At 71.7% G+C, this 12,110-nt stretch carries 9 protein-coding genes; 7 read left to right on the top strand and 2 right to left on the bottom strand.

The annotated features are described in order from the left end of the window. Positions 1–23: 23 nt before the first annotated feature. Positions 24–1,466 (bottom strand): CCA tRNA nucleotidyltransferase, encoded by a 1,443-nt coding sequence (locus LPA54_RS10685; RefSeq protein WP_228976211.1) that lies wholly within the window; start codon positions 1,464–1,466, stop codon positions 24–26. A 204-nt stretch (positions 1,467–1,670) separates the two neighbouring features. Here LPA54_RS10685 and LPA54_RS10680 point away from each other — a divergent pair, with 204 nt between their 5' ends. The 7 genes from LPA54_RS10680 to trxA all read left to right on the top strand — a co-directional run bounded on the left by LPA54_RS10680 (position 1,671) and on the right by trxA (position 11,371). Next, positions 1,671–4,010, top strand: coding sequence for a DUF6049 family protein (locus LPA54_RS10680; RefSeq protein ID WP_228976209.1), 2,340 nt, complete (start codon positions 1,671–1,673; stop codon positions 4,008–4,010). A 45-nt stretch (positions 4,011–4,055) separates the two neighbouring features. Then, positions 4,056–6,299, top strand: a complete 2,244-nt coding sequence (gene murJ, locus LPA54_RS10675) for a murein biosynthesis integral membrane protein MurJ (protein WP_228976207.1) — start codon at positions 4,056–4,058, stop codon at positions 6,297–6,299. A 117-nt stretch (positions 6,300–6,416) separates the two neighbouring features. Next, positions 6,417–8,141, top strand: a complete 1,725-nt coding sequence (locus LPA54_RS10670) for a protein kinase family protein (protein ID WP_228976205.1) — start codon at positions 6,417–6,419, stop codon at positions 8,139–8,141. Between the two features lie 57 nt (positions 8,142–8,198). Further along, positions 8,199–8,903, top strand: a complete 705-nt coding sequence (sigM, locus tag LPA54_RS10665; RefSeq protein WP_228976203.1) for an RNA polymerase sigma factor SigM — start codon at positions 8,199–8,201, stop codon at positions 8,901–8,903. Continuing rightward, complete coding sequence (locus LPA54_RS10660) at positions 8,900–9,886, top strand: hypothetical protein (RefSeq protein ID WP_228976201.1); 987 nt, start codon at positions 8,900–8,902, stop codon at positions 9,884–9,886. The genes sigM and LPA54_RS10660 overlap by 4 nt, the downstream gene beginning before the upstream one ends. A gap of 123 nt (positions 9,887–10,009) precedes the next feature. Then, entirely contained in the window at positions 10,010–10,984 is a 975-nt protein-coding gene (gene trxB / locus LPA54_RS10655; protein WP_228976199.1) for a thioredoxin-disulfide reductase, read from the top strand. Between the two features lie 42 nt (positions 10,985–11,026). Next, entirely contained in the window at positions 11,027–11,371 is a 345-nt protein-coding gene (gene trxA / locus LPA54_RS10650; RefSeq protein ID WP_308112832.1) for a thioredoxin, read from the top strand. An 85-nt stretch (positions 11,372–11,456) separates the two neighbouring features. On the opposite strand, the gene LPA54_RS10645 is transcribed toward trxA, so the two are convergent. Further along, positions 11,457–12,074, bottom strand: coding sequence for a GNAT family N-acetyltransferase (locus LPA54_RS10645; RefSeq protein ID WP_228976197.1), 618 nt, complete (start codon positions 12,072–12,074; stop codon positions 11,457–11,459). Positions 12,075–12,110 lie beyond the last annotated feature (36 nt).

The raw sequence follows: 12,110 nt of genomic DNA, 5'->3' as shown, positions 1-12,110 counted from the left end.
CGACGCGGCGGACGGCGGTGCGGTCAGCCCTGCTCCGCCCACCACTCCCGGAGGGCGGCCGCCGCGGCGTCCTGGCCCATGGGGCCGTTCTCCAGCCGCAGCTCCAGGAGGAACTTGTACGCCCGGCCCACCTCGGGACCCGGCCGGATGTCCAGGGTCTCCTGGATCTGGTTGCCGTCGAGGTCGGGACGGATCGCGTCCAGCTCCTCCTGCTCCTGGAGCTGGGCGATGCGGTCCTCCAGCCCGTCGTAGGCCCGGGACAGCGCGGCGGCCTTGCGCTTGTTGCGGGTCGTGCAGTCGGAGCGGGTCAGCTTGTGCAGTCGGCCCAGCAGCGGACCGGCGTCCCGCACATAGCGCCGGACCGCGGAGTCGGTCCACTCGCCGGTGCCGTAGCCGTGGAACCGCAGGTGCAGCTCCACCAGCCGGGAGACGTCCTTGACCATGTCGTTGGAGTACTTCAACGCGGTCAGCCGCTTCTTGGTCATCTTGGCGCCCACCACCTCGTGGTGGTGGAAGGAGACCCGCCCGTCGGGCTCGAACCGCCGGGTGCGCGGCTTGCCGATGTCGTGCAGGAGGGCCGCCAGCCGCAGGACCAGGTCGGGACCGTCCTCCTCCAGGTCGATCGCCTGCTCCAGCACGATCAGGGAGTGCTCGTAGACGTCCTTGTGGCGGTGGTGCTCGTCGCTCTCCAGACGCAGCGCCGGCAGCTCCGGCAGCACCCGGTCGGCGAGCCCCGTGTCGACGAGCAACGTCAGACCCTTGCGGGGGTGGGCGGAGAGGACCAGCTTGTTCAGCTCGTCCCGCACCCGCTCCGCGGAGACGATGTCGAGCCGCTCGGCCATCCCCTTCATCGCGGACACCACCTCGGGTGCCACCTCGAAGTCGAGCTGGGCGGCGAACCGCGCCGCCCGCATCATCCGCAGCGGGTCGTCGGAGAAGGACTCCTCCGGCGTGCCGGGCGTACGCAGCACCCGCCCCGCGAGGTCCTCCAGTCCACCGTGCGGGTCGACGAACTCCTTCTCGGGGAGCGCCACCGCCATCGCGTTGACCGTGAAGTCCCGGCGGACGAGGTCCTCCTCGATGGAGTCGCCGAAGGAGACCTCGGGCTTGCGCGAGGTGCGGTCGTACGCCTCCGAGCGGTACGTCGTCACCTCGATCTGGTAACCGTCCTTCTGCGCCCCCACCGTGCCGAACGCGATGCCGACCTCCCACACGGCCTCCGCCCACGGACGGACGATCCTGAGCACGTCCTGGGGTCGGGCGTCCGTGGTGAAGTCGAGGTCGTTGCCGAGCCTGCCGAGCAGCGCGTCCCGTACCGAACCGCCGACCAGAGCCAGGCGGAAACCGGCCTCCTGGAATCGGCGAGCGAGATCGTCGGCGACCGGGGAGACGCGCAGCAGCTCGCTGACCGCGCGACGCTGCACCTGGCTCAGGGCAGTCGGGGTGTCTTCGTTGGCGTTCGGCACAACAGAAGAGGGTACGTGGCCCCGCCCGGCGCAGCCTCCTCGATTCCCGGCGCTCTCCCCTCCCAGCGGCTCCCCTCCCCGCCCTCCCGTGGTGATCTCGTCGACCACTCCGCAGCACTTAGCCGCGGGGCGCCTCGTTACCATGCGTGGACGCGGGAACCGGCAGGGACCGACGGCACAAGACGACGAGGGACGGACGAGCGCGTGGCCGAGGCGGCAGACATCCAGGGCACCGATCCCTCCCCTGCCCGCCGCTGGCTGCGGCGGGCGGCCGCTGCCGTCGCCGCCGTCCCGCTCATGGTCGGGCTCGTCCAGGTGCCCAGCGCGTCCGCCGCGCCGTCCGACCGCAGCCCGGACAGGAGCGTCCGGACGCCGACCCGCGCCGGTGGCGTCGATGTGGCGCTGGACACACTGTCCCCGAGCGCCCCGGTGAAGGGGGACACCCTCAGCATCGGCGGCACGGTCACCAACCAGGGCCGGGAGACCGTGGACCAGGCGCGGGTCGATGTCCACGTCGGTCCCCGGCTCTCCAGCCGGGGGGCCATCGAGGACGCCACACGGCGCACCGGGTTCTCGGTGGACGAGGACGGCAAGGCCCTCGGCGGCACCTTCACCGTCACCCTGCCGGAACTGCCCTCGGGCACCAGCCGCGAGTTCGCCCTCACCGTGCCGGTCGACAAGCTCGGCCTCGACGACGAAGGCGTCTACCAGCTGGGCGTCACGCTCTCCGGGCGCACGCCGAGCAACCCGTACGACGAGGTACTGGGCATCGAGCGGACCTTCCTGCCCTGGCAGCCCGCCGCCACCGGGAGCAAGACGCAGCTCACGGTCCTGTGGCCGCTGATCTCCCCGGCGCACCTGTCCGCCGAGACGGGCTCCGACGACCAGCAGACGCCGGTCTTCGAAAGCGACGGGCTCGCGGCGGAGCTGGCGCCCGGCGGGCGGCTGGAGCGGATGGTCACCCTCGGCGCGGAACTGCCCGTCACCTGGGTCATCGACCCCGACCTCCTGACCACCGTCGAGGCGATGACCGGGGAGTACCAGGTCAGAAGCGGGGACACCACCGTCGCGGGCAAGAACCAGACCGTGGCCAAGCAGTGGCTGGACGCCCTCGACAAGGCAGTACAGGGCGACAAGGTCGTCGCGCTGCCCTACGGCGACCCCGACCTCGCCTCGCTCGCCCACCGGGGCGGCCGCGTCTCCAGCTCCCTCAGCCATCTGCGGCCGGCCACGGAGCTCGCCGAGTCCGCCGTGGAGACGATCCTCCACGTGAAGCCGTCGGTCGAGTACGCCTGGCCCGCGGAGGGCGCGGTCGACCCGTCGATCATCGACGTGGCCACCTCGGCCGGCGCGGACAAGGTCATCACCCGCAGCGACAGCATGCGCGAGGACCTGTCGTACACACCCAACGCCGCCCGGCCCATCGGCGGCGGGACCACCGCGGTGGTGTCGGACGCCGTACTCTCCACGGCCTTCCAGGGCGACATGGCGCGGTCGGGTGACGCGACGCTCGCCGTACAGCGGTTCCTGGCCCACACGCTCGCCGTCACCCAGGAACGGCCAGGCACCGGCCGCAGCGTCGTCGTCGCCCCCCAGCGCATGCCGACGGGCTCCCAGGCGGAGTCCCTGGCCGACGCCCTGCGGGTCCTGGGGGCGCAGCGCTGGACCCAGCCGTCCGACGTGATCGCCGCCACCGCGGTGAAGCCCGACCCCAAGGCGACCACCGGGGTGCCCTCCGCCCGGAAGTACCCGCGGGAGCTGGCCCGGCGGGAACTGCCGATGACGGTCTTCCAGCAGGTGCGCACCACCCAGGACACCCTGGACAACTTCAAGGTCATCCTCACCGCCGCCCACCGCGTGGTGACCCCGTTCGGCAACGCGATCAAGCGGGAGATGTCCACCTCCTGGCGGGGCCGCCCGGTGGAGGCGGCTGCCTACGGCCGGAGCGTGCAGGCCCACCTCGAGAGCCTCACGGGCGAGGTGAAGCTGATCGACAAGTCGGACCTGACCCTGTCGGGCCGTAGTGCCACGATCCCGGTGACCGTGCAGAACAAACTGGTGCAGGGGGTGCACCACCTCGTCCTCAGGCTGGAGTCGACCAAGCCGACACGGCTCAAGTTGAACGACGGCAAGGCCATCGCCGAGCTGCCGGTACGCATCGAGGGGGGCCACAGCCAGTCCGTGAAATTCACGGCCTCCGCCAACGCGAACGGCCCGGTCCCGGTGAGGGCCCAGCTGTACACCGAGGACGGCCGGCGGTACGGCCCGCAGATGGAGTTCACCGTCAAGGTCTCGGAGATCACGTCGACGGTGATGCTCGTCATCGCCGGCGGTGTGCTGCTGCTCGTCCTCGCCGGTGTCAGGATGTACACCCAGCGCAAGCGCGCCGCTGCGCGCGGCGGGGACGCCGACCCGGCCGACGGCCCGGACACCGTCCCCCCGGTCGCGGAGGGCGACGATCCCGTGCAGGCGAGTGACCCGGAACCGGACACCGGACCGGAAAGCGCGGAGCCGTCCGGCCCGGGTGAGAAAGTGGACCGTTGAGCGATGTCGTGGCCGGCCGGCCGGAAACGATGAGGTGGGGTAACCATGAACGCGCCGTACGACGGTGACCGCGGCCAGGGCGCGGGCGGCAGTGCGCCCTCGGGCAGCGGCCCGTCCGGCCCGGCGCCGGGGCACGTGCCCCCCGCTGCCCGGCCGGCTCCGCAGGACCCCTACGCGCAGGGCGACCAGGGGCCTTACGCCCAGGGCGCGCACGTGCCGGACCCCTACGTCCAGCACGCCTACGACCACGACCCCTACCGCTCCCGGGACCTCGCGTCGCAGGATCCGGTCGGTGAGGCGCTCTACGACCGGGCGGCGCATCCGCCGCCCCCGCCGGGCACCTACGAGGAGCCCCGTCCGCTCTACCAGCAGCCGGCCGCTCCGCCGTACGCGCCCGACCCGCGGGTGTGGGCGCAGACCCCGCCACCGGAGCCGGACGGCCCCTCCCGCCACCTGCCGTACGGCGACGACGCCCGGACGGTGCAGTTCACCGGGGTCGACGACCTCGTGGCCCACGCCGCCGACGACGACGGTCCGGCCCCTGACGCGTTCGCCCACCTCTACCGTGACCAGCGGGGCCAGGGGCAGCCGCCGGCAGCCGCCCCCGAGCCGCCCCCGACGCTGGAGCCCGTGGCGCCCCTGCCGCCGAAGAAGTCCGGCGGACGCGCGTCCGGCGTGCTGAAGTCGAGCGCCGTGATGGCGGCGGGGACCCTGGTGTCCCGACTCACGGGCTTCCTGCGCAGCCTGGTCGTCACGGGCGCCCTGGGTGCGGCCCTGCTCGGTGACACCTTCACCGTCGCGTCCACCCTCCCGACGATGATCTACATCCTCACCGTGGGCGGCGGCCTCAACTCCGTCTTCGTCCCCCAGCTCGTCCGCGCCATGAAGAACGACGAGGACGGCGGCGAGGCGTTCGCCAACCGCCTCCTCACCCTGGTCATCGTCGCGCTCGGCGTGATCGTCGGCATCGCGGTGTTCGTCGCGCCCCTGCTGATCCACGCGATGTCACCCACGATCGCCGCCGACCCGGACGCCAACGGCGTCGCCGTCACCTTCGCCCGTTTCTGCCTGCCCACGATCTTCTTCATGGGCGTGCACGTGGTGATGGGTCAGATCCTCAACGCGCGGGGCAGGTTCGGCGCGATGATGTGGACCCCGGTCCTCAACAACATCGTCGTCATCTTCACCTTCGGCCTCTTCATCTACGTGTACGGCGCCCACTCGGAGACGGAGATGGGCGTCAGCACCATCCCGGACGAGGGTGTCCGGCTGCTGGGCACCGGCATGCTGCTCGGTCTCGTCGTCCAGTCCCTGGCGATGCTCCCCTACCTGCGGGAGACGGGTTTCCGGTTCCGGCCGCGGTTCGACTGGAAGGGCCAAGGGCTCGGCAGGACGGTCAAGCTCGCCAAGTGGACCGTGCTGTTCGTCCTCGCGAACCAGGCGGGCGTCGTCGTCGTCACCCAGCTGGCCACGGCCGCCGGAGCAGCCTCGGGCCAGGGCGGCGCGGGCATCCTCGCCTACTCGAACGCCCAGCTCATCTGGGGCATGCCGCAGGCCATCATCACCGTCTCCGTCATGGCCGCGCTGCTCCCGCGCATCTCCCGCGCCGCGCACGACGACGACCCGGGCGCCGTCCGCGACGACATCTCCCAGGGCCTGCGCAACTCGGCCGTGGCGATCGTGCCGGTCGCCTTCGGCTTCCTGGCGCTCGGCGTGCCGCTGTGCACCCTGCTCTACGCCTCCAGCGGCGTGGAGGCCGCGACCGGCATGGGCTTCATGCTCATGGCGTTCGGCCTCGGCCTGATCCCCTTCTCCGTCCAGTACGTCGTCCTGCGCGGTTTCTACGCCTACGAGGACACGCGTACGCCCTTCTACAACACCGTCATCGTCGCGGCCGTCAACGCCGCCGCTTCGGCGCTGTGCTACCTCGTCCTCCCGGCCCGCTGGGCCGTCGTCGGCATGGCCGCCTCGTACGGTCTCGCCTACATGGTCGGTGTGGGCGTCGCCTGGCGCCGGCTGCGCGTCCGGCTGGGCGGCGACCTCGACGGGGCCCACGTGGTCCGTACGTACGCCCGCCTGTCGATGGCGTCCGTACCGGCGGCCCTGGCCGCCGGCGGGGTCGGTTTCGGTCTGCTCTCCCTGCTCGGCAGGGGCGCCCTGGGATCGCTCGCCGCGCTCCTGGCCGGTGGAGTGGTGCTGATCGCCGTGTTCTTCGTGGCGGCCCGCAAGATGCGTATCGAGGAGATCAACGCCATGGTGGGCATGGTCCGGGGCCGCCTCGGCCGCTAGGAGGGGGGTGTCGCACAACCTTCGCCGCCCGCCGCGTGTCGTGCATGGCGCCGGACTGTGGGCACAATTGGCATGGCTGTCGCAAGTGGCGGATCGGATGGGGAGGCAGGAACGACGGTGGCGGAACGTAGCACGGCTGCCGTCGACGTGGCCGACAACAGCGGCGACGACCCGCTGACCGCCAAGGCGGACGGGACCACGGCCGACGGGGCGGAAGCACAGGACGCGACGGACACGTCCTCCCGCGGCACGGACGGCGGTGGGGACCCCGGCGACGAGACCGCCCTCACGACGCCCGAACTGCACAGCGGACACAAACTGGCCCGCCGCTACCGCCTGGAGGAGTGCGTCACCCGTCTGGACGGGTTCAGCAGTTGGCGGGCCGTGGACGAGAAGCTGCGCCGGGCCGTCGGGGTGCACGTCCTGTCGGCCGACCACCCCAGAGGGCGTTCGGTACTCGCGGCAGCGCGTTCCTCCGCCCTGCTCGGGGACCCGCGGTTCGTCCAGGTCCTCGACGCGGTCGAGGACGGCGACCTCGTGTACGTGGTGCACGAATGGCTCCCCGACGCCACCGAACTGACGGCTCTCCTCGCCGCCGGGCCTCTGGAGCCGTACGACTGCTACCAGCTCGTCAGCCAGGTCTCCCAGGCGATGGCCGCCGCGCACCGCGAGGGCCTGGCCCACCTGCGGCTCACGCCGAGCGCCGTGCTGCGCACCTCCACCGGCCAGTACCGGATCCGCGGGCTCGCCGTGAACGCCGCCCTGCGCGGCATCACCGTCGACCAGCCGGAGCGCACCGACACCGAGGCGATCGGGGCGCTGCTCTACGCCGCGCTCACCCAGCGCTGGCCCTACGAGAACGACGCCCACGGGCTGTCCGGGCTGCCGAAGGGCGTGGGCCTGATCGCGCCCGACCAGGTGCGGGCCGGTGTCCACCGCAGCCTCTCCGACCTCGCCATGCGGGCACTCGTCAACGACGGCGGGACCGCCTCGCGCCAGGACCCGCCCTGCACGACGCCCGAGGAGCTCGCCAAGGCGGTCGCCGCCATGCCCCGCATCCGCCCACCGGAGCCGACGTTCCCCGCCGTCCCGGACTTCCAGCGCACGGGGTACCAGCAGGGCTCGTACGGCAGGGCGCAGCAGCACCACAACGTCACCGCCGTCCAGCCCGTGCCGCCGCTCCCCGCGCCTCTGGAGACCCGTACGGGAAAGGCGCTCAAGTGGACCGTGTCCGCGCTCCTCATCGCCGCCCTCGGCCTCGGCAGCTGGCAGATCGCCGACCGCCTCCTGGGACAGGGCAGCGGCAACGACCCCGCCGGCACGACGCAGCCGTCACCGGGTGCCTCGTCCGACGACAAGGCGGCGCGCCAGTTGCGCCCACTGACCATCGAAGAAGCCCGGGTGTTCGATCCGTCGGGCAGTGACCCCATACGGCCGGAGAAGATCGGCTACACGGTCGACGGCGACCGGGGAACCTCCTGGGTGACCCCCGAGTACCACGGCTACCCCAACTTCGGGAACCTTCCCGAGCGCCGCGACGGCAGTGGCGTCATCATCGACCTCGGGTCGGAGCAGGACGTCTCGGCCGTCCGGGCCCACTTCCACCGCAGCGGCCAGACCGTGCAACTGCGGGCCGCCGGTCCCGGGGCGAACACCCCCGGTTCCCTCTCCGACTTCCCGCAGGAGCTCACCGAGCTGAAGCAGGCCGGTGGCGCTCTGGACGTACGGCTGGAGAAGCCGGTCCGCACACGCTACGTGCTGCTCCACATCACCGAGCTCCCCACGGACGGCTCCCCCGGCAGGTTCCGCGGAGGCGTCTCCGAGATCGAGGTCCTGGGCTGACCGCCGGCCGCGCGGACTCCGTGCGGCCGGTGCCGAGCACGACGGAGGGAAGGCCGCATGGCAGCGGGCACAGAGCGGGATCCCGGCGACGCCGACCTCCTCGCCCGGCACGTCGCCGGTGATCCGGACGCCTTCGGCGAACTCGTACGACGCCATCGGGACCGACTGTGGGCAGTCGCACTGCGAACCCTCGGCGACCGCGAGGAGGCTGCCGACGCCGTCCAGGACGCCCTCGTCTCGGCGTTCCGTGCCGCCCACACCTTCCGCGGCCAGTCCGCCGTCACGACCTGGCTGCACCGCATCACCGTCAACGCCTGTCTGGACCGGGCCCGCAAAGCCGCCTCACGCCGCACGTCCCCCGTGGACGACACCGAACGGCTGGAGCAGCTTCTGGAGCCGCACGAGTCGGCCGAGGGGCCCGCCGAGCGGCACGACCTGCACCGCCAGCTGCTCGCGGCGCTGACGCAGCTGCCCGTCGACCAGCGGGCGGCCCTGGTCCTCGTGGACATGCAGGGCTACGCCGTGGCCGAGGCGGCGGAGGTCCTCGGCGTGCCGGTGGGTACCGTGAAGAGCCGCTGCGCCCGAGGTCGGGCCCGTCTGGCCCCGCTGCTCACTCATCTGCGCGGTGACCCCGTGGATAACGGTGGCACCGAGGGGGGAAGGAACCGGACGCCGGGGGCATCCGTCCCAGAGGCGTCGGGTCCCCGGGATCCGGGACCGATTGATCCTGCTGCTGTGAAGGGCGGAGGTGGACGCGCGTGACATCCACGGCCGACACGACCCAGCACCCCGACGTCTCGGAGATCTCGGACCTCACCGAAGGCGTACTTCCGCCGGCGCGGACGGCGCACGTCCGGCGCCACCTGGATCGGTGTGAGCTCTGTGCCGACGTACGGGACTCCCTGGAGGGGATCCGGAGCATGCTCGGCACGCTGCCCGGCCCCGCCCGTATGCCGGTCGACGTCGCGGAGCGGATCGACGCCGCCCTCGCCGCCGAGGCCCTCCTCGACGCCACCGCCCCCGACGAGGCCCCGGCCGTTTCACGTGAAACCGTCAGCAGGGGGGCCACTCCCCAGGGCGGGACCGAACGACACGAGGGTGCGGAAGAGGACCGTGACACCGCGCGTCGCGGCCCCGACCCCGTCAAGGCGCCGAAGACCCAGAAGGCGCCGGAGCGCGCGGTCGCACCGCCGCCCGGGCGGCCGCACGACTCCACCGGCCCGGGGCGCCGGCCGCTCCGGCGGCGCCGGCGTCAAGCGGTGCTCAGCGCCGTGTGCGGGCTGGCCGCGGTCGGACTCGGCGTCCTGCTCGTCCAGGCGGTCGGCTCCACGGACGGGGAGGCTCCCGAGGCCACCCGGGTCGACAGCGCCGTCTCTCAGGCAAGTGAGCCGCAGTTCTCCGGTGCACCCCTCTCGGAGCGGGTCCGCTCGCTGCTCGCGGGCCCCGAGCGCTTCCGGGCCGGGCCATCGCCACGAACCCAGCAGGACGAGGGCAGCCCCGAGCCCATGATCGACAAGAGCCCCCCGCTCCCGACCTGCGTACAGCAGGGACTCGACCGGGCGGAGCAGCCGCTTGCCACGGAGCTCGGCGACTACCGGGGCCGGCCGGCATACCTGGTCCTGCTCCCCGCCCATGCGGCGCAGGACCGCGTGGACGTCTACGTCATGGACGCCTCCTGCGCGACGGATCGAAGTGGCTCCGACACCGCCGATGTGCTGCTCAGGGAGTCACGGCAGCGTCCCTGACGGGTCTGCCGCAAGCCGCGTGGGCCTTACGGGAATGCGCGCCCCGTAGGATCCGTTGGGTGGGGTGAGAGTCCGATCCGGCCCCCGTAGGCAAGGCAGTCTGCAGAGACGAGGAAGAAACCCGTGAGCGACGTCCGAAACGTGATCATCATCGGCTCCGGGCCCGCCGGTTACACGGCAGCGCTCTACACGGCGCGCGCGTCGCTGAAGCCGCTGGTCTTCGAGGGTGCTGTCACCGCCGGTGGCGCCCTCATGAACACGACCGACGTGGAGAACTTCCCCGGGTTCCCTGAGGGCGTCATGGGCCCGGAGCTCATGGACAACATGCGGGCCCAGGCCGAGCGCTTCGGCGCCGAGCTGGTCCCGGACGACATCGTCGCGGTCGACCTGACGGGCGACGTCAAGACCGTCACGGACACCGCCGGTACCGTGCACCGCGCCAAGGCCGTCATCGTCACCACCGGCTCGCAGCACCGCAAGCTCGGCCTGCCGAACGAGGACGCCCTCTCGGGCCGGGGTGTCTCCTGGTGCGCCACCTGCGACGGCTTCTTCTTCAAGGACCAGGACATCGCCGTCGTCGGCGGCGGTGACACGGCGATGGAGGAGGCGACCTTCCTCTCCCGGTTCGCCAAGTCCGTCACGATCGTCCACCGCCGGGACAGCCTGCGCGCCTCCAAGGCGATGCAGGACCGTGCCTTCGCCGACTCGAAGATCAAGTTCGCCTGGGACAGCGAGGTGGCGTCGATCCACGGCGAACAGAAGCTCACGGGCCTGACGCTCCGCAACACCAAGTCGGGTGAGACCTCGGAGCTGCCGGTCACGGGTCTGTTCATCGCCGTCGGCCACGATCCGCGTACCGAGCTGTTCAAGGGGCAGCTGGAACTGGACGACGAGGGTTACCTGAAGGTGGACGCCCCTTCCACGCGTACCAACGTGAAGGGTGTCTTCGCCGCCGGCGACGTCGTGGACCACACCTACCGCCAGGCCATCACGGCCGCCGGTACGGGCTGCTCCGCCGCGCTGGACGCCGAGCGCTTCCTCGCCGCTCTCGCCGACACGGAGCAGCTGGCCGAGCCGGAGAAGACCCCCGCGGTCTGACCCTCGATCCCCATCCACACCCCGCACAGTGAGGAGGCCGACGTGGCCGACCTGCAGGAAGTGACCGACGCCTCGTTCGAGGAGACCGTCCTCAAGAGCGACAAGCCCGTTCTCGTGGACTTCTGGGCCGCCTGGTGCGGTCCGTGCCGCCAGATCGCCCCGTCGCTGAAGGCGATCGCGGACGAGTACGGCGACCAGATCGAGGTCGTCAAGCTGAACATCGACGAGAACCCCGCGACGGCCGCCACTTATGGCGTCATGTCGATCCCGACCCTGAACGTCTACCAGGGCGGCGAGGTCGTCAAGACCATCGTCGGTGCGAAGCCCAAGGCCGCGATCGTCCGCGACCTGGCCGACTTCATCGGTGACGAGGCCACCGCGGTCTGAGGTCTCCGCCGTGGTTTCACGTGAAACCACAGGCACGAGAGCGGCCCACCCCGACGGGGTGGGCCGCTCTCGTGCAACCGGCGGGTCAGAGCGGTCGCAGCGCCGGTTCCTTCTGCACGGCGCCGAGCAGGCGGTCGAGCGCCAGCTCGACATCCTCCTTCCACGACAGGGTGCTCCGCAGTTCGAGCCGGAGCCTCGGGTAGGTCGGATGGGGGCGGACCGTCTTGAACCCCACGGAGAGCAGGTGGTCCGCCGGCAGCACGCAGGCGGGTTCCTTCCAGCGGGCGTCACCGAACGCCTCGATCGCCTTGAAGTTCCTCCGCAGGAGGTCCTTCGCCACGGTCTGCACCAGCACCCGCCCCAGCCCCTGGCCCTGGTATCCGGGCGTGATCCAGGCGGTCATCAGCTGCACCGCGTCAGCGGACACCGGGCTGGTGGGAAAGGCCGTCGAACGCGGCACGTAGGCGGGCGGCGCGTACAGCACGTACCCCACCGGGACCTCGTCCACATAGGCCACTCGGCCGCACGAGCCCCAGTCGAGGAGCACGGCGGAGATCCAGGCCTCCTTCTCCAACTCCGGAGTGCCCGCCTTGACGGCCGCTTCCCCACTCACCGGGTCGAGCTCCCAGAAGACGCACGTCCGACAACGCTTGGGGAGGTCCGGAAGGTTGTCCAGAGTGAGCGGTACGAGCCGACGACCCATGACGGTGCTCCCTCACTTCCTTCGCCTGCCGCCGGG

The organism is Streptomyces sp. DH12 (assembly GCF_020873895.1).
In the GTDB taxonomy this organism is placed as follows: Bacteria; Actinomycetota; Actinomycetes; order Streptomycetales; family Streptomycetaceae; genus Streptomyces.
Note: the sequence above shows the minus strand (reverse complement) of the source record. Positions and strands in the feature narration are given on the sequence as shown.

Coding starts and splice junctions, on each gene's coding strand:
- murJ (WP_228976207.1), top strand. CDS start 4,056: ATGAACGCGCCGTACGACGGTGACCGCGGCCAGGGCGCGGGCGGCAGT.
- sigM (WP_228976203.1), top strand. CDS start 8,199: ATGGCAGCGGGCACAGAGCGGGATCCCGGCGACGCCGACCTCCTCGCC.
- LPA54_RS10645 (WP_228976197.1), bottom strand. CDS start 12,074: ATGGGTCGTCGGCTCGTACCGCTCACTCTGGACAACCTTCCGGACCTC.